This is a genomic window from Pseudocalidococcus azoricus BACA0444 (assembly GCF_031729055.1).
Classification (GTDB): Bacteria; Cyanobacteriota; Cyanobacteriia; order Thermosynechococcales; family Thermosynechococcaceae; genus Pseudocalidococcus; species Pseudocalidococcus azoricus.
Genome location: NZ_JAVMIP010000032.1, coordinates 1 through 17,384 on the forward strand (window position 1 = coordinate 1; position 17,384 = coordinate 17,384).

A 17,384-nucleotide genomic window follows, 5' to 3' on the forward strand; every position below is an offset into this window, starting at 1 on the left:
CGCTTTGACACAGCTTCAGAAAAAGTGTACCAACTTAGCGAGGAATATGCTGTAACTACTATCGGTCTTGCGGCAAATCTTTTCTTTAATTACTGCCCATTAGCCCGAATGATGTATCTTTTACCCTGGAATAGGGAAGAACCATTTTCTTTTAAACTCGTTCTACGCGTTTTCCTTTCGCCTCCAGTTAGTGGGAAATTCAAACCATATTCCTCAGTGGCATAACGAAGAGGGATGGGCTATTGAATATAATCCAAATAGGGTGCAATTATCGCGTCACCCAGATTGTTCTGAGAGAGTAAATATCTTAAAAAGAGTGCTCATTAAGCATTGTCCTTATCTAACCCTAAATGAGTAACGCTATAGTGAGTTACTGGACTGACAGAATCCTGTATTGATACCAGCTATTCCTTTTATTTATTCCCACTCCAAAGTTTGCTTAAGAGAAATCTAAACAGGAGCCAGGCCAAGGGATGTTTCCAGTTTCTCAATGACTAAATCGGCAATGGCTTGGGTACGATAACGGCAGGCCAGGGTTTCGGTGGAATTAAAGGTGCCGTTTTCCCAATATTTATTACTGCCCGCTCCACCCCCACACAGGCCAAAATAATCACAAGTGGCTCGACATTGGGCCACCCCGGCCTGCATATCCCCATAAATCTGTTGAAACTTAGGGGTCTGACAAACATCTACTAAACGATCAGTCAGAACATTACCCAAAATAAAGTCACCATAGCGTTCTGTTTTGACCGATAGTAACTCTGGATCAAAGGTGGAAAAGTTCCCTTGATAATCCACATTCAGAATCACAAAGGGGTAATTCATATCGGTTTGTGTGAGGCGGTCATTGGTATAGATCAAATTGCACATGGACTCAAATTCCCGCACCCGAAAATTCCCTTGACTGGCGGTGACTAACTCCCAAAACCGCTCCATAAATTGCCGATAGCGTAGTTCCATGCCGGTTTTATCCAGGGATGAGCGTTCATGCACCCCCTCGGTTTCTTCCATATTGAAGCCCACATCCCGCAACTGATGCTGGTCAAAAAATTCATAAATTTCATCAGGATAATCTAGGGAGTCTGCGGTTAAAACGGCAATCACGGAGGGATAAATATCATGGTCATGGAGGCATTGAATTCCCCGCATCACCCCTTGATGACTCCCCAGGCCAGTGCGGGTTTGGCGATGGGCATCATGGAGAAAGGCTGGCCCGTCAATGCTCACCCCCACATGAACCGGATAATCCTGAAATAGTTGACACCAGGCCGGGTTGATTAAAAGTCCATTGGTTTGAAAGGAAATATCAAACGTAATCCCCTGCTCGTTAAATTCATCACTTGTGGCCTGGATCAAGTCAAAGGCCTGGCGATAGTAATCCACCGGGACAGATAAAGGTTCCCCAGCGTGCCAACAAATGGTGAAATGCTCACGGGCAAAGGGGCTAGTAAAGATACGCTCAAAAATTGGCCGAATTAAATCCAAGTCCAGGCGATTGTGGAGGTGACGATTGGGCAGATAACAATAATCACAATCCAGATTACAAAAGGAAGTCGGCTGCAGCACCAATAACCGTAAGGGGCCAAAGTTGGGCACATCTGCCTCGCCACCTTGGCTCAACTCTGACTGGGTTGGCATCTCGGCCTGGGGAATCTCTTCCAATTGGGTCATTTCCCCCCCCTACCAATTCCAAAAACTACCACCATCGCCCCAACCATTGCGCCAGGGATTATTCCAATTCGCAAAAGCACCGCCACCTCTGCCATTAGCCCAGCCCGGCCCACTGGTATTCACAAAAGTCCCCCGTCCTCCGTTGGCCCAGCCTGGCCCCCTAGTGTTCACAAAACCACCCCCACCCCGGACATTATTCCCCCAGCCACTATTGCGCGAATTTACCCAGCCGCCGCGATTATTGACATTTCCAAACCCCCGCGCTAACCAGAGATAATCCTCTAAACCCATAGGAACTGCCTGCGGAGTTTCCGTCCATTGGGCCGCATTCATCTGGAGCTGGTTGGAGATGCGCGACAGGCGAGTTTCGACGGGATTATTTGATTGGTTGTGATTGCTCTGAGGCCCATAGTCTGCCTTAGCCGCCGCTGGGGAGGGAGTCAGGGTTGCCAGGGCTAAAACAAATGCGGCCCAACTGAGGTGTGGAGAGTCAGCCATGAGTTAATTCCTAATTTAACGCTACTTAGCTTTAATACCGATTGAGAAATCCGCCCCCATCCGCCCAAGCATTCCGCCAAGGATTAGCATTATTGACAAAGGCGCCCCCACTACTTCCGTTCACCCAACCCGGCCCCCTTGAATTTCCAAAGGCTCCTCCCCCGGCCGTATTGGCCCAGCCCGGCCCCCGAGTATTCGCAAAACCTCCACCACCGTTGTGAGCATTAGCAAACCCCCCTCCGGCTCCACTGCTGCCTTCACCCCCATTGAGTCCGGTCATCGGAATTTGTTCTGGAGATAAACGAACTTCTGTGGCTTTTAGGGTGTTGGTGATCCGGCTAAGGCGATGTTCAATTGGGTTAGCAATAAGAGAGGCAGAATCCGGGGCCTGGGATAATTCCGCCAAAACAGGAGGACTGGTTAACGCCGCCAAAGTCATGACAAAGGCCGTCCAACTGAGGGAATTTGCGGGAGTCATCAGGGTTTCTCCTGTTTTCTGACGGTGGATGAAGCTCTTGCCCTATGCTATCCCATCCCTCCAACAGCCATCGAGATTGCGCGGAAATTTTCACGCCCGCCCAGGCCACACTCCGATTATTTGATTACAACGGATAATGCCGAAATCGCCTCCAACAGCCCCCGCGCCTTATTGAGGGTTTCTTGATATTCCTTTTCTGGTTCTGAGTCTGCGACAATCCCTGCCCCGGCCTGGACAGAAACTTGTTGTTGCCCATGACCCAGGCCCCGCACAACCATCGTCCGAATCGTAATTGCCGTATTCAACTGCCCCTCAAAGTCGTAATAGCCATAGGCCCCGGAATACAGCCCCCGCCGACAACCCTCCAACTCATGAATAATTTCCATAGCTCGAATTTTTGGCGCGCCGCTCACCGTTCCGGCTGGAAAACAAGCTTGGAGCAGATCCCAGGCCGTCTTGTCTTGGGCCAATTCCCCAATCACGTTACTGACGATATGCATGACATGGGAATAGCGTTCAATCACCATCAATTCCGCCACCTTGACCGTCCCTTGGGTGCAGACCCGGCCTAAATCATTTCGCCCCAAATCCACCAACATGACGTGTTCAGCAATTTCTTTCGGATCCGCCAACAGATCCTCCGCCAGGGCTTGGTCTTCCGAGGGGGTCTGGCCGCGGGGGCGTGTGCCGGCAATGGGGCGAACGGTGGCCTGGAGTTGACCGGGGTGTTCGGGAGAATGTTCGGCCTTAACCATGACCTCAGGACTGGAACCAATCAACTGCCAATCCCCAAACTGAAAATAGGCCATGTAGGGGGAAGGATTAATTAGGCGTAGTGACCGATATAAGCCAAAAGGATCGCCCCTGTAGGTCGTGGTTAGCCGTTGGGAGAGCACCACTTGGAAAATGTCACCGGCCCGAATATAGTCTTTGGCCGTTTCAACATTTTGGCAAAACTCGGCGGGGCTGACATTGCTGGTAAAGCTGGGGGTGAGTTTCTCCGGTTGCCAGGCCAGGAGCGTATCTTGGGTTGCTAGGGGGGTTTGCAATTTTTCGGTCAGGTGTTCTAAACGGCGACAGGCCTGGTCATAGGCGGTTTGCACATCCGGGGCCTGGCGTAAATCCCCATAGACAATCCCCCAAATCTTGCGCTTGACCTGATCAAAAATTAGGAGTTGATCCACCTGCATCCACAGGCCATCGGGTAAATCATCGGTTCCGCCTGGATAAATCGGCACACGGGGTTCAATCCAATGAATCAACTCATAGCCCCAGGCCCCAAATAGGCCGCCAATCCCCAGGGGCAGTTCTGGTAACTTGACCGGATGGTAGGGAGCCAGGCACTGGGACAAAATTTCAAAGGGATTGCCGTAAAACGTCTCAACACTGCCATTTCGATGGGTGCGGGTTGTCTTTGTCCCCCGTGTTTCCAAGACCCAAAGGGGATCGCAGCCCAAAAGACTATAGCGGCCCAGATGCTCGCCCCCTTCCACAGACTCCAGCAGGAAACTATAGGGTTGGCCGGCACAGACCCGATACCAGGCCGAGACTGGGGTTTCTAGATCTGCAATCCACTCTCGATAGACCGGAATAAAGTTCCCTTGGGCGGCAAGCTGCTGAAACTGACTAAAGGTTGGAAAAATCATGGGATAGCCCAGATGTGGGGACAAGAGCTTCGGTTAAGTGCGCTGTTCTCGTATCTTGCCGTAGTCATGGGGACGGTCGCAATCTCAACAGATGCCCGAATTAGGTCGCTGAAGTTCTAGGGGTCGGTGCTGGTGTGGCAAAATAAAGATTCCTTCAGTATTGCCTATATGTTTGATGCCTTAGCGGATCGTCTGGAGTCGGCCTGGAAATCCTTACGGGGTCAGGACAAAATTAGCGAGACGAATATTCAGGATGCTCTCCGGGAAGTGCGGCGGGCCTTGCTGGAAGCGGATGTTAACTTGCAGGTTGTTAAAACCTTTATTGAAGAGGTACGCCAACGGGCCTTAGGAGCCGAGGTTGTGGCCGGAGTCCGCCCGGATCAGCAGTTTATCAAGATTGTTTACGATGAACTGGTCGCAGTAATGGGTGAAAGTAATATCCCCCTTGCCCAGGCCAGTCAGGCTCCTACGGTCATTCTCATGGCCGGGTTACAGGGGGCCGGAAAAACCACCGCCACCGCCAAACTCGCCCTCCATTTACGGAAAGAAAACCGCACAACCCTCCTAGTCGCCACCGATATTTATCGCCCTGCCGCCATTGACCAGCTTTTAACGCTTGGAAAACAAATCAATGTGCCGGTGTTTGAGTTAGGGACAGAGGTTAATCCGGTGGAAATTGCCCGCCAAGGGATTGCCAAGGGTCGGGAATTAGGCGTTGATACCGTCATTGTGGATACGGCCGGGCGGTTACAAATTGATGCCGATATGATGGCGGAGTTGGGGGACATTAAAAAAGCCGTTACCCCCGATGAAGTCCTCCTAGTTGTGGATGCCATGACTGGCCAAGAGGCGGCTAACCTGACCCAAGCCTTCCATGAACAAATTGGCATTACGGGGGCGATTCTCACCAAAATGGATGGGGATACCCGCGGTGGGGCGGCCCTGTCAGTGCGACAAATTTCCGGGCAGCCGATTAAGTTCATTGGAGTCGGCGAAAAAGTCGAAGCCCTCCAGCCCTTTTATCCGGATCGCCTCGCCTCACGGATTTTGGGGATGGGGGATGTGCTTACCCTGGTGGAAAAAGCCCAGGAAGAAGTGGACTTGGCCGATGCCGAGAACATGACTCGGAAAATTCTCGAAGCTCAATTCGACTTTAATGACTTCCTCAAGCAAACCCGCCTCCTGAAAAATATGGGGTCTTTGGGCGGGATTATGAAACTGATTCCGGGGATGGGCAAAATCTCTAACGAACAACTCGAGCAAGGGGAATCCCAACTCAAGCGGGCGGAATCCATGATTAACTCCATGACGCGGGAGGAACGGCAAAATCCGCAACTGTTGGCCAGCTCTCCCAGTCGCAAAAAACGGGTCGCCCAAGGGTCAGGTCATCAATTAGAAGATGTGGCCAAGCTCGTCTCAGACTTTCAACGGATGCGCTCAATGATGCAGCAAATGGGCCAAGGGGGGATGCCGGGAATGCCAGGCCTGGGGGGCTTAGGAAATCCCTTTGGGGGTGGGGGAATGCCAATGCCAGGCCAGGGTGGATATCCAGGTGGACGACCAGGAGCAGCCAAGAAACCCAAAAAGCAGAAGAAACGCAAAGGCTTTGGCGTACTCTAGCTGAGGCAAGTCCGATAGCCACACAGTTAAAACGAAACTTGATCCTTAATTCGCTCTAGCATTTTGGGGCCAATCCCTGGCACAGCATCGAGATCCTCCAGGGAAGTAAAGGGGTGACTGGCGCGGGTCTTAACAATTGCCGCGGCAACCTTGGGGCCAACTCCAGGTAGGGCGGTTAACTCAGCTTCAGATGCCCTATTGACGTTAATCTTGGCTCCACTGGGACTAGAACTGGCGGTATTGGGACGACTCCTTGAAGAGGAATTAGCCGCAGTTGTCGGCCGAGTTGAAGGGTTGGCAGAAGGGCTAGGTTCCCCGGTAGCGGTCGGATCGTCTTCGTTGGCAGTGGTGCTCCGGGCGCGACTTGTGACAGGGGCCGCATCTCGAGTTGCGATTTTTCCACCACAATCTCCTAACTGCTGGGCAATTTTGGTTTTAATCCGCTCCGGTAAGCCCAGCTTGGCATTGGCATAGAGTCGCTCAAATTCCCGGACATAATGAGCCGCTACAGTTGGGTGATGCACCACCAGCAGATATTCGTCATTGCCTCGGTTTGCCGCTTCTGACCAGTTGTGCGACCCCATAATCACCGTTTGGCCATCAATGACCCCGTATTTGTGGTGCAGCTTGTCCCCCTTGGGAAGGTCAGGAGTCCCGACTGTTTGAATTGGGTTAGTCCAAGGCCGGTTGCCCGCTTCGTAGTAACATTTTCCCCGCCGAGCCTGCCCCGTATTGGCCATCGCCACACCGAGCATATCCAGAGCTTCACTAAAATCACGATAAATAAACCCCGGATCCACCAATGTCCGAATCGCAATCCCGTTATTATGTTTCGTTTCCAGGGTGTTCACTAATTGCTGATCGGAAAAAACAAACAGGGCCATATCAATGGATTTGCGAGCCGTGGTAAAGACATGGTTGATCAGGCCATTGGTGGTGTCTTCCCAAGGAATTCGCCGAGAGGTGGGGGAGAATTTGACATCCACAGTAGCATCGCCAATTTGCACACGCCGAGTTGGCCGAAAGGGTTTTTGGACTCCAAACAAACTATCGGGTTTCCCCCCCGGCCCATCTCCCCACATGATGTTAAATTCCTCGATAAATAAGGCCGCTAATTGGGGACTGGCAATATCCAACAACGAATTGGCATTCCCGCGGGTATCCGGCGCGCCAATATCCCCGTGAACATCGCTGAGAGTAAAGTTGGCCGTGGTTGCAATGACTTGTTGCCCATCAATAACAATAAATTTGTGGTGCATGAGCATACTGCCTGCCGAGCCATCCGCCGTGTCATCCAGCCAAGGAACTCCGGCCTGGTTCAGAATCGTAATCGCATCCCGTGCGGCGATCTCTGTTGGGGAAGCCCGCCCGTCACCATTGGTATCAGTTAAATTCAGCCAATCTTGATAGCGTTCTTTCATCCGGGGGGCTAAACTATCCAATTCTGCTTGGCTGTAGCTGGCCCAGGTGCGGGTGTAGGTATTTTCCAAAATGACACGGACATTGACCCCGGCTTTTTTGCGTTCGGCGAGGGCCTGGGCCAGGAGAGGTAAACGAAATTCCTGCACCGCAAAGTCAATCGAAAATTTTGCCCCTTTAATCCCCTCAATCATGATCTGTTCAAAGTTTTCGCCTTCCCGCGTCATGTCCCGATAGGGTTCGGTGTAGGTCAAGGCCTGGTCGTGGTTCATGTGGGCCTTGATGTAGGGATGTTGTGGTAAGGGTGAAAGACCCCCAATCTTGAGTTCTCCCCGCTGGCACTGAGTTACACCAATCAGAGCAATTAACAGGCCAATGAAAAATAGGATTCCATAGCGCCAATGTTTACGCAGGAACTTGACAACGTTTTGGGGAGGGGTAAACATAACTCCAGGCCTGGGTAGCAATAACTAAAAACGGCAGCAGGCAAGACTATGGGATGAAGTGGGATAAAATATTATCGAAATCAGAAAATCTGTGTTTAAAGTTATGCCAACTATAGGTGAACTTCGTAAAGTTGACGTTAAGGGTGGGTGGACATGAGTGAAATTCCCCAATACTTTGTTGAAGTAACCTTTACGGATGCAGATGAGGTGGTTTGGGATCATCTCACCCGGAGTCTCGGCTTAGTGGAATGTTATACCCAACCCCAGGCCATTGCCGTTGCCCAATTTTTTGCTGACCATCCTCTGGTTGAATTAGCGACTGTCTTAGTGGAAACTGAATCGGAAGCCCCCCGCCCCATTTGGTCATCAGATGCTCGCACCCGGCAAAAATATCAACACGCCGAACGCCAACGCCAAGAAGCCATCGAAATTCTGGGTGATGATTCCCAGTCCTTTCAAGAATGGTTAGTCCGGGAGGATGAAGGAGATGAATATTAAAGATTGGGGAGAATGATGTCCTCAGGCCGACTGACAAAAAAAGCAATCCCCGCCGAGAAACGGTTGGTTTTACATGGGGTGAGTTGGCTGACCGCTGACCTATCAAGCCCTCCTGGCGGAAATTCTTGAGCAACAATATCCCCGCATCGCGTACGACAACGGACAGTTAGAGATTATGGTGCCTTTGCCAGAACATGGGTCTTATCAGTGATTAATCAAGGGAAACAGGGAATAAACAGGGTGACTCAAACCGGCCCTCACCCTCAGTTTCTTAGCGTTACCCAGTTAAGACAAATAGAACCAGCGAAAATGAGCGAATTAAGGGTTTTATGACTAGCCCAGGCCAGTCTGAGTAACGCCATTTTCTCAGTCACAACAGGCTCAAACCCCCCCGACATTCGGAATGGTAATCCCTGGCAAGCTATTGAGTTGACTATCCGTTAAGGGATTGCCGCCAAACTGTTGATACATCCGCGCCAGAGCACCTGTTAAACCCGCGTTGTAGTCTAAGGCCACCTCATTAGCCACATAGTCATTGCGTTGATCTTGATAGGCAAAATCATTGGCAGAGGTCGGGCCACCCACTAAAGCACCGTAAAGAATATGGCGATTGGGAAGAGGATCATTAATGTTAGTCACTCCTGATGCGCCGCGATGATGGGGATTGAGGGCGTAATTTGTCCCAAAGCCAACCATATAGCTAAAGTTGCGGGGGTTGTCACCGAGGAGATAATCAATCTGGCTCTTGGCTAAGTTGGCGTAGCGGCCATTTTTGTCATTGACGGTATCCGCATAAATACCCGCCAGCATTGCCGTATTGGCCGCATAGCGATTGGACCCCCATTGGGTGAGCCAGGCCAGGCCCCCGGATGTATAGGAAATGCCGTTACCCGTGCGATCTGACCAATAATCCAGCCAGTTTTCCACATCGGTTTTGTAACGAGCTTTACCCGTTTCTTGGGCCAGTAATACCCCCACGCCGTAGGACTTATCGTCCCAGTTCTGCGTCCAACCCCGCCCGATGCCATTATAAAGACCCTCGGCTTTGGTTAGATAGCTCGTGTTGCCCGTTGCTTTGTAGAGCCAAGTTGCCCCCCAGGCCAGTTCATCATTAAAACCGCTCCAAGAGTTGTAATAGTTTTGAATTTCAGGAATGCTATCGGAATATTTACCCCGATATTTATCGGCAAAGTCATAGAGTTGGATCGCATTTTGGAGCAGAAGATTGGCGTACTGGGGATTGGAGGCCTTAAATAACATCGAGGCAGCGGCCAAGGTAGCAGCGGATTCCCCGGCCAAGTCTGAGCCTGGTTTTTGCCGATCAATCTTAAAGGTGGGCCGGGCCATGGTCATATTTTCCGGCGCACCCCAAAAGGCATGATCCAAAGACGGCAAACCCACCTGGCCCCAAAAGGCTTTTGTCCCTTGGCTGTCGGTTTCATGGGCCTTCAGGATATAATCGGTCCCCCATTTGATTGTGCTGAGGAGTTCATCTAATTGCCCGCTCCGAGTGTAGGCCTGGTTATATTGCAGTCCCCCCCAGGCCAACATGGTCATCGAAGCCGCCATTGGCAGGCCAAATTTGCCATGATCCCCGGCATCGTAATAGCCACCCGTTAAATCCCGCCCGACATCTTTACCGTCATTTAGGGCCGAATTCCGCCGCCAGTCAATCCGATTTGTCGGAGGTAAGGCCCCAGAGCGATTGGCCTCATAGAACAGAAATGATTTTTGTAAGGCCTCCCCATAGTTGAATTTTGCCACCGGAACTTCATTGCTAATAATCGTCCCCGTGCCAGTGGCTTTGGCCAGGGTGGCTTGGGTTGGGTTACTCAGGACAAGGCGAAAGGTTTCCGGGTACTCCAGCAGCGTGTCATCAATGATTGGGATGGCGATGGTTTTGCTGGTTTCGCCGGGGGCAAAGGTGAGGGTTCCGGTGCGGCTGGTAAAGTCTTGGCCGGCGGTGGCAGTTCCCGATTGGGTACCATAGTTAACGGTGATGCTGTTACTGCTGGCCTGGGAGAGGTTAACCGTAAAAACAGCATTGGCATTGAGGCCTTCTGTAACGGTTAGATCGTTGATTGTCAGTGTGGGCAGGGAAGGCGGGGGCTGAATAGAATTACCGTTAAAGACCAGGTTGCTGGGGGGCGTGGTGACATTGTTGGGGTTGTTGCCATTGAAGCCAAAGGAAATAGTTTGGTTGGGGTTGAGGGTGCCATTAAAGCTGGCATTTTTAATCGTATAGGTATTGCCCTGACGACTGACAATGTCCGCATTCCAAATATTGGTGATCGTAAAGGGGGCATCAAATTTCAATGTCCAACCATTAACGGTTTGGGTGGCTCGATTGGTGATGCTAAAGTTTCCGGTAAACCCTGATTGCCAATCACTGATGATATTAAATGTCACGGCTTGGTTTGCTGGCGGTGGCGGGGCGACATCATTATCGAGAATTGTGGCTGTGCCAGTGGCTTTAGCAATTGTGGCCTGTTGGGCATTAGTGAGGCGAATTGTAAAGGTTTCGTTGCTTTCTACTAATGTATCGTTCAGGATTGGAACACTGATGGTTTTGGCGCGTTCTCCTGGATTGAAGGTGAGGGTTCCGGTGCGGCTAGTGTAGTCTTGACCCGCAATCGCTGTTCCGTTGGCGGTGGCAAAACTAACCGTAATTGGAGTGCTGCTGGCCTGGGAAAGACTAACCGTAAACAGCCCATTGCCCTTATCTTCACCCACTGAAATATCATTAATAGTCAGGGTTGGTAGAGGTGGTGGTGCTGCAATATCGTTATCAATAATGGTGGCCGTGCCAGTGGCTTTAGCAATTGTGGCCTGTTGAGGATTTGTCAGGCGAACGGTAAAGGTTTCGTTGCTTTCAACTAGGGTGTCGTTAAGGATGGGAATACTGATGGTTTTAGCGCGTTCCCCTGGATTGAAGGTGAGGGTTCCGGTGCGGCTAGTGTAGTCTTGACCCGCAATCGCTGTTCCGTTGGCGGTGGCAAAACTAACCGTAATTGGGGTGCTGCTGGCCTGGGAGAGATTAACTGTAAAAACCGCATTTCCCTGAGCTTCCCCAATGGATAAGTCATTGATACTGAGAGTTGGTAACGGTGCAGGGGTGGGGGTGGTTGTGGTCGTTAGGTTGAGATTAGTCACCGGGGGCGGAGTTGTTCCGGTATAGCTAGCCGTAAAGCCGACATTCACCACCTGGCCTGGGGCAATGGTTTGATTCCACTCGGCAAAGCGAATGGTGTAGCGGTTGCCTTGGCGACTGACAATTTCAGCATTCCAGATGTTGGTAATGTTAAAGCTGGCCTCAAATGTGACTGTCCAGCCCTTTAAGGTTTGAGTTGGACTCCCGACAGCTAATTTTCCATTGAAGCCATTTTGCCAAGTTTCCGTAACACTATAGAGAACATTACTCATCATTCAATCCCATGCCAAAGATAGCGACATAGAAAAGCTCTATGCGCGGTGATTAGTGATCAAAATTAACCCAATTTTCTACAGGATCATCAACATTGCATCGGCCAATTTCGATGCTAGGGAAAGGCCAAAAGGATTTTTTTCAGGCATTTTATTTTGAGAACTGTAGCTCTGACGGATATCCATTAACAAAGTTCCAGCCTGAAACAGTTTTTTTCAAGTTTTCTATTGCCGGGATCTGCTGTCGCCGATTAGGTACCTGAATTGGGCTTGGCAATTGCAGCTTGGAGGTCAAAGGATTATGCCTGGGGATTGGAGTTGGGGGAAGCCAGCAGCTATCCTTTTTTCCTAAACTTAATCAGTGGATGCAGCACAATTGAGGGTCTCCTAAAAGCAAGCCATGATTAAACTCAAGGGATGGCAGATTGGCGTGTTGGCCTTACCGATAGTGGCGGTGGGGGGCCTGGTGACGACGGCTGCCCTGATCCAAATTCATGCTTGGGGCCTGGATTGGCTGTGGGCGGTGGTGATTGTCATGCTCTTGGCCTGGCGGTTGCTCCTGTTGCGTTGGTTAGCTCCATCGGCGGAAACAGAACTTCTCACGGCTGATTTTTCCCCCCAGGCCCTTGGTCAATCCCCCGCCACCTCTGAACAAGATCAACAGGCCCAGGCCCGGATTCAAACCCTCCTCCAAACTGCCCGTCAGGATCCACCCCCTTGGGATAACTGGCCCCTCTTTTGGCAACGGATGCAGGCATTACTGACAGAAGTGGCTTTGATCTATAACCCGACTGTCAAGCGGCCCTTGCTACATATCTATGTCCCCCAGGCCTATCGGTTGATGCGCGACACCGTGGAGGATGTGGATCGCTGGATGATGACCTTGGGGCCGGTTCTGAATCGAGTCACCGTTGGACAAGCGATTCAAGCCTATGAACTCTATGAAAAATTGGCTCCGGCGGCGCGGTGGGGACTCCAGGCCTGGAACTGGGTGCAATGGATTACCAATCCGGCAGTGGCGGTGACCAAAGTTGCGACCCAAGGCAGTCAAACCAAAGCTAATCAGGAACTCTTAGCCAACCTGGGGCAACTGTTACGGGAGCAAACCCTCCGGGCCTTGGGAGTGCGGGCCATGGCTTTATATGGCAGTAAAACGGTGTTACCGACCTTGACCGAGCCGACCCTAGAGATCAAAACTCCCCAAACCGAAACCCTGGCGGACATTCTCACCCAGGCCAGTGACCTGAACACCCCCCCCGCCACCCCCCTGAATCTTTTAATTGCCGGACGGACAGGAGCCGGAAAAAGTAGCCTGATTAACACCCTCTTCACCACCCCCCAAACCCAAACCAATGTCTTACCCAATACCGCCGAGCTAAGCAGTTATCGCTGGCAAAATCCCCAAGGTGAGGATCTGATTCTCTGGGATAGCCCTGGCTACGAACAAATTAACCGTCCCGACTACCAGGCCCAGGTGGTTAAGGCCCTCCAGCAAACCGATGTCCTGATTTTGGTGACACCCGCCCTCGACCCCGCCTTGCAAATGGATCTGAAGTTTTTGACCCAGGTTAACGCGGCCACCCCAGACATCCCGATCCTAATTTTGGTTTCCCAGGTTGATAAACTCCGCCCAATCCGGGAATGGCAGCCCCCCTATGATTGGCAATATGGCCAGCGTCCCAAGGAGTCGGCTATGCGGGAAGCCCTGAGTTACCGCCGCGACCATTTCCAGGCCTATACGACCCATTTACTCCCGATGGTCATGGCTGATCCGAGTCGCGACCGCCCGGCCTGGGGGGAGATGGAACTGATTGAAACCCTCTTGGGACTGATTGATCCGGCTCAACAGGCCCGCTTGGGACGATGTTTGAAAAATCGCGATCTGCGAGTAGCGGCGGCACGGCAAATTATTGATCGCTATGCCCTGATTATGGGGTCGGCCCAAGGGATCACCAGTGTATTGAAAGGCCCGTTGCTGCAATTTATCTCCACCTTTTTAACCGGTTCTCCCGCTGCGGCTTGGGTTTTAGCCGAAAAACTTCCCTTGGAAAAATCCCCAGTGATTCTTGCCAAAGTCCAAATGGCAGTGGAATTATTTAGTCTTTTGGGAGATACCCGCAGTGTTAATAACTTTAACTTGGCCCAAATTTGGCCCCTGCTGTTGTTTGCTGAGGGGTCTCTCGCCGCACAGGCCTGGGCTTTAGGGCAAACCCTAGTGGAGTATTGGTCAATGAATGGGAATAGCGATACCGCCACCGGGTCTGTGAACCTCGAACCACGATACCGCTACTTCTTAGAAAAACAAATTTAACTCAGTTCAATAATGGCAAGTCGAAGGCCACTCCATCAGCTAGGGCTGGGGCTAGGGCTAGCGGGAGATTCTGTTGGGGCCGGGGTACTACCACCACCACAGGCAACCAAAGCGGTACTGGAAAGACCTAGGAGTAAAGCCAAGGCTAAGAGTTTGACAGTCGTTTTCATAGAGCTTAGAAATCCTCAATATTAATAATTCGAGTCAAATCTATTCATACCAAGAGAATCTGGACTTGACAAGATCACCACAAAAACGAAGTTAAGGAGAATTGCCCACCTCCAGAAAATTTTTGACAGCTAGGGTGAAGGCGGCCGTAGATTCGTAGGGTAAAACATTCCGTCCGGCTATCTCCACTCCTTGGGCCTGGGGCAGAGTTTCCAGATAGGGGGTCATCCGGTTAGTAGCGGGACGATTGCGGGCCTCGCGACTAATACTCGAAGCCTGATCGCCCATAACAATCAAGATCGGGGCCTGAATTTGAGCCAGGAGCGGCTGATAATCTTTCCGCCAAAACCCCGATAAGAAAGAATAGACGGCATGACGGGTTTCTAAGGACTGACACCCTTGGGCTAAGAGGTCTAACCACTCTTGATCCACATCTTCGGGATGGGCAAACAGTTGCTTGATGGAAAAATCTCGTAAAAAGGCTTCGCTGCGGGCATAGAGATAAAACCCCCACCCCAAGGGCGAATCAAATAGGTTCCAACTGGCTTGCTGCGGCCAGGCTTCTTTAGCGGCACTGATCAAACTCCAGGCCGGGGGGCCACTCCAAACCATTGCCTCTACCCATTGGGGATATTTGACCGCCAACTCCACCGCCACAGGCATTAACGCCCCTTGGACAACCAGCACCGCCGGCCGTTTAACAATCACCTCCAAAAACTGTCCCAACTGATCCGCCCAATCCTCTGGGTAAAAGGCCACATGGGGTAAATCACCATCGCCGCAGCCGAGTAAATCTGGGTTATAAATCGCTGCCTTCCCCCCCATCCCAAACCAGGCCTGGCAAAACCGCCCCCAAAACCGCCGCGATAAGCCGACTCCAATGGGATGAATTAAGACTAAGGGGGCCGGGTCAACACCACTTTGCGCCGGGTAATGCTGATAGACGCATTGATAGGTTTGCCAACGGTAGGCCTGGAGGGGAGGAGAGGCAATCATAAATGGGTTAACCTAACACGCACAGTTTCCAGCCTAACCGTTGGTCGCGTCTTTAGGAATTCACTTGCTGGGCCTGGAGGTAGGCTTGCATCACCCGGACTTGATGGTGATCGGGATGGGCATAACTGTGACAGCGTTTGACTTCAGCAATGGCCGCCTCCAAGGGGAGATTCTGGCTCTGAGTCAGGTACAAGGCACAGACGGAAGCTGAACGCCCCACCCCGGCTAAACAATGGACATAGACCGTATGCCGCTTTTTGAACCACTGCTGGAGAATTGCCATGGCCTGGGCAAACTGTTCAACGTCCGGCACTCCCCCTTTAAACCCATCGGGAATCGGCATGCGTTGCCAAAGAAAATTACTGCTCAAGTCTTTCGGTAGCTCAATTTCCGTGGCTTCTGTCAAGGTTAAAACCGCTGTAATCCCAACTCGGCGTAAATAGAATGTGGATGCACTGGCATTGGGAACAGAACCAACTGCTAATTGATCCGGTAATATCCAGGAAAATCGCTCGGGCATAATAAGGGACACCTTATAAAGCAACGACAAGCACAGCCACTCAGTCTGAGAGTCTGACCGATCTGGGATGGGTTCTGGATACGCTCAAAACTCAGTCAATGTCAGGCAATGCAGTCGGGGAAAGTGTGCGTTTAGATACCGATCATAGTTCATCAGTACCGAGGGGGCTGTATCTCCTGCCTAAGAAATCTAGCTGGAGTCTATAGAAGATAATTTATGATGCTTTAACCATCCCGACAATCTCTGGATTGAACCCGGCCGGGAATTTAGTACGCTCATCATAGCGGGCATTGCGGCGGTCGGCTCCACTCAGGTTGGCCTGGGTTAAATTCGCGCCACAGAAGTTACAGGAGTGAATATCCGCCATAGATAGATTGGCACCCTGGAGATTGGCATCGGCAAAATTTGCCCCCTGTAAGTCCGTTAAGCGAAAGTTGGCCTGGCTCAAGTTACTACCTTGGAAGTTGGCCTGGTTGAGTTCCTGGGCCTGGCAGTCAATTCCAGTCAGGTTAAGTCCCTGAAAATCTCGCGCTCCTTGGGCATAGGCGGCAATCAGTTGGGCAGCATTGAGGGCAACTGTGGGTGGGGTGAGTTCTGGGCCTGGAGAGCTATCTAGGGGCTGAGGTGGGGGACTGACGGGTTGGGTTTGGGTGGGGGATTGAGGGGAACCGTGGCGGTGGATAGTTTCTAAATAGGCATCCGTTAAGTTGGTCCCAATCAGACAGGTATTCCTGAGATTAGCCTGGTCAAGATTGGCCCGCTCTAAATTGGCATCCCGGAGATCGCAATTTTCCAGGTTGGCCTGGGCTAGATTTGCGGCCTGGAGATTGATCCCCACCAAAACAGCCCTCTGGAGATTGGCCCCTTGAAGGTTAATGCCGACAAAATTACGCTCCCCCTGTTGATACCGTGCTTGCAGATCTGCTCCCTTATCTTGGGCGATGGGGTTTTGTGGCTGCTGGTGGCTAAAGCCAGTGGGGTCAGGGTGGGTTGGTACTGTTGCTGCCGTCATAAACCGTTCCCTTCATCACCATGAGTTGTTTTGAGAAGCTGTCTTAATGTCCTTAAGTTTAGGAGACTAACTTTTAGGATACGTTAAGCTCTGAGCTATTTCAGGGGATCAGCCTCTGTCGCACCCGGGCCAGGCCAACCATATTTTTTCAGGTTAATCCGGTCGGCAGGATCAAACACAATGCCCTCAGTTTCCAGTCGCCAGCGTTGGAGGTCATCATTCCCTTGACGTTGGGGCGCATAGGAAATTTCCCCTTGGGCATTAACCACTCGATGCCAGGGAATCTCTGAATCTGAGGCCACCCGAAACAAAGCATATCCCACTTGCCGGGCCTGGTTCGGTAATCCCAAGAGTTTGGCAATCTGTCCATAGGTAGCAACTTGACCGGGAGGAATTTGGCAAACGAGAGTATAAATTTGGGCATAGCGCGGGGATGGGGACTGGGGTTGTGGCTGAGAAGACATGGGCGGCTTGCAGAGGACTTGCTCCACTATCCTAGGGGGAAATATAGCAATCCGTTTTTAGACATGAGATAATTATAGTATGATTTGGATGGTCTTATGGATGAATTGAACCAATTTATAGATACATGCCTAGATTCAAGAGAAACTAAGCGTGCCCTGGCGGTCAAGATGACATTGCAAGGATGTACTCATTCAGAAATCATGGCTCTACTCC

General features: G+C 51.4%; 14 protein-coding genes and 2 pseudogenes. 5 read left to right on the top strand and 11 right to left on the bottom strand.

The features are described 5' to 3' along the window. Positions 1-225: pseudogene (locus RIF25_RS16845) on the top strand (hypothetical protein); the annotation flags it as partial. 225 nt (positions 226-450) lie between these two features. Here RIF25_RS16845 and grrM read toward each other — a convergent pair. From grrM to trpE, 4 genes are all read right to left on the bottom strand, one after another. Then, positions 451-1,638 (bottom strand): cyclophane-forming radical SAM/SPASM peptide maturase GrrM/OscB, encoded by a 1,188-nt coding sequence (gene grrM, locus RIF25_RS16850; RefSeq protein ID WP_407682470.1) that lies wholly within the window; start codon positions 1,636-1,638, stop codon positions 451-453. A 42-nt stretch (positions 1,639-1,680) separates the two neighbouring features. Continuing rightward, positions 1,681-2,169 carry a GrrA/OscA1 family cyclophane-containing rSAM-modified RiPP gene (gene grrA, locus RIF25_RS16855; RefSeq protein ID WP_322879682.1) on the bottom strand — a complete coding sequence of 163 codons (489 nt, stop codon included), beginning with the start codon at positions 2,167-2,169 and terminating at the stop codon, positions 1,681-1,683. Between the two features lie 31 nt (positions 2,170-2,200). Further along, positions 2,201-2,647 (bottom strand): GrrA/OscA1 family cyclophane-containing rSAM-modified RiPP, encoded by a 447-nt coding sequence (gene grrA / locus RIF25_RS16860; RefSeq protein WP_322879683.1) that lies wholly within the window; start codon positions 2,645-2,647, stop codon positions 2,201-2,203. 116 nt (positions 2,648-2,763) lie between these two features. Then, on the bottom strand, positions 2,764-4,293 hold the full coding sequence (gene trpE / locus RIF25_RS16865) for an anthranilate synthase component I (RefSeq protein ID WP_407682471.1): 1,530 nt from the start codon (positions 4,291-4,293) through the stop codon (positions 2,764-2,766). Between the two features lie 168 nt (positions 4,294-4,461). On the opposite strand from trpE, the gene ffh reads away from it, so the two are divergent. Continuing rightward, positions 4,462-5,913, top strand: a complete 1,452-nt coding sequence (ffh, locus tag RIF25_RS16870; protein WP_407682472.1) for a signal recognition particle protein — start codon at positions 4,462-4,464, stop codon at positions 5,911-5,913. Positions 5,914-5,939: 26 nt separating this feature from the next. Here ffh and RIF25_RS16875 read toward each other — a convergent pair whose 3' ends face one another. Beyond that, entirely contained in the window at positions 5,940-7,778 is a 1,839-nt protein-coding gene (locus RIF25_RS16875; RefSeq protein ID WP_322879686.1) for a phospholipase D-like domain-containing protein, read from the bottom strand. Between the two features lie 153 nt (positions 7,779-7,931). On the opposite strand from RIF25_RS16875, the gene RIF25_RS16880 reads away from it, so the two are divergent. Beyond that, the gene (locus tag RIF25_RS16880) at positions 7,932-8,276 is read left to right on the top strand and encodes a hypothetical protein (protein ID WP_322879687.1); all 345 of its coding nucleotides are present in this window, start codon (positions 7,932-7,934) and stop codon (positions 8,274-8,276) included. A gap of 381 nt (positions 8,277-8,657) precedes the next feature. On the opposite strand, the gene RIF25_RS16885 is transcribed toward RIF25_RS16880, so the two are convergent. Then, a complete protein-coding gene (locus tag RIF25_RS16885) occupies positions 8,658-11,699 on the bottom strand; it encodes a glycoside hydrolase family 9 protein (protein WP_322879688.1) in 3,042 nt (1,013 codons plus the stop codon). Positions 11,700-12,099: 400 nt separating this feature from the next. On the opposite strand from RIF25_RS16885, the gene RIF25_RS16890 reads away from it, so the two are divergent. Next, complete coding sequence (locus tag RIF25_RS16890) at positions 12,100-14,010, top strand: GTPase family protein (RefSeq protein ID WP_322879689.1); 1,911 nt, start codon at positions 12,100-12,102, stop codon at positions 14,008-14,010. 35 nt (positions 14,011-14,045) lie between these two features. Here the strand turns inward: RIF25_RS16890 and RIF25_RS16895 are convergent, their stop codons facing one another. The 5 genes from RIF25_RS16895 to RIF25_RS16915 form a co-directional block, all read right to left on the bottom strand. Continuing rightward, positions 14,046-14,180, bottom strand: a complete 135-nt coding sequence (locus RIF25_RS16895) for a hypothetical protein (protein WP_322879690.1) — start codon at positions 14,178-14,180, stop codon at positions 14,046-14,048. Between the two features lie 91 nt (positions 14,181-14,271). Further along, entirely contained in the window at positions 14,272-15,174 is a 903-nt protein-coding gene (locus RIF25_RS16900; RefSeq protein WP_322879691.1) for an alpha/beta fold hydrolase, read from the bottom strand. A 52-nt stretch (positions 15,175-15,226) separates the two neighbouring features. Continuing rightward, positions 15,227-15,694, bottom strand: a complete 468-nt coding sequence (locus tag RIF25_RS16905) for a protein-tyrosine phosphatase family protein (RefSeq protein WP_322879692.1) — start codon at positions 15,692-15,694, stop codon at positions 15,227-15,229. A 214-nt stretch (positions 15,695-15,908) separates the two neighbouring features. Continuing rightward, positions 15,909-16,706 (bottom strand): pentapeptide repeat-containing protein, encoded by a 798-nt coding sequence (locus tag RIF25_RS16910; protein ID WP_322879693.1) that lies wholly within the window; start codon positions 16,704-16,706, stop codon positions 15,909-15,911. 95 nt (positions 16,707-16,801) lie between these two features. Next, a complete protein-coding gene (locus RIF25_RS16915) occupies positions 16,802-17,170 on the bottom strand; it encodes an MGMT family protein (protein WP_322879694.1) in 369 nt (122 codons plus the stop codon). Between the two features lie 96 nt (positions 17,171-17,266). On the opposite strand from RIF25_RS16915, the pseudogene RIF25_RS17475 reads away from it, so the two are divergent. Further along, positions 17,267-17,384 (top strand): annotated as a pseudogene (locus RIF25_RS17475) (IS630 family transposase); the annotation flags it as partial.

What these genes read in the sequence shown, in the direction of transcription:
- grrM (WP_407682470.1), bottom strand. Translation starts at nt 1,638, where the DNA reads ATGCCAACCCAGTCAGAGTTGAGCCAAGGTGGCGAGGCAGATGTGCCC.
- grrA (WP_322879682.1), bottom strand. Translation starts at nt 2,169, where the DNA reads ATGGCTGACTCTCCACACCTCAGTTGGGCCGCATTTGTTTTAGCCCTG.
- grrA (WP_322879683.1), bottom strand. Translation starts at nt 2,647, where the DNA reads ATGACTCCCGCAAATTCCCTCAGTTGGACGGCCTTTGTCATGACTTTG.
- trpE (WP_407682471.1), bottom strand. Translation starts at nt 4,293, where the DNA reads ATGATTTTTCCAACCTTTAGTCAGTTTCAGCAGCTTGCCGCCCAAGGG.
- ffh (WP_407682472.1), top strand. Translation starts at nt 4,462, where the DNA reads ATGTTTGATGCCTTAGCGGATCGTCTGGAGTCGGCCTGGAAATCCTTA.
- RIF25_RS16875 (WP_322879686.1), bottom strand. Translation starts at nt 7,778, where the DNA reads ATGTTTACCCCTCCCCAAAACGTTGTCAAGTTCCTGCGTAAACATTGG.
- RIF25_RS16880 (WP_322879687.1), top strand. Translation starts at nt 7,932, where the DNA reads ATGAGTGAAATTCCCCAATACTTTGTTGAAGTAACCTTTACGGATGCA.
- RIF25_RS16885 (WP_322879688.1), bottom strand. Translation starts at nt 11,699, where the DNA reads ATGAGTAATGTTCTCTATAGTGTTACGGAAACTTGGCAAAATGGCTTC.
- RIF25_RS16890 (WP_322879689.1), top strand. Translation starts at nt 12,100, where the DNA reads ATGATTAAACTCAAGGGATGGCAGATTGGCGTGTTGGCCTTACCGATA.
- RIF25_RS16895 (WP_322879690.1), bottom strand. Translation starts at nt 14,180, where the DNA reads ATGAAAACGACTGTCAAACTCTTAGCCTTGGCTTTACTCCTAGGTCTT.
- RIF25_RS16900 (WP_322879691.1), bottom strand. Translation starts at nt 15,174, where the DNA reads ATGATTGCCTCTCCTCCCCTCCAGGCCTACCGTTGGCAAACCTATCAA.
- RIF25_RS16905 (WP_322879692.1), bottom strand. Translation starts at nt 15,694, where the DNA reads ATGCCCGAGCGATTTTCCTGGATATTACCGGATCAATTAGCAGTTGGT.
- RIF25_RS16910 (WP_322879693.1), bottom strand. Translation starts at nt 16,706, where the DNA reads ATGACGGCAGCAACAGTACCAACCCACCCTGACCCCACTGGCTTTAGC.
- RIF25_RS16915 (WP_322879694.1), bottom strand. Translation starts at nt 17,170, where the DNA reads ATGTCTTCTCAGCCACAACCCCAGTCCCCATCCCCGCGCTATGCCCAA.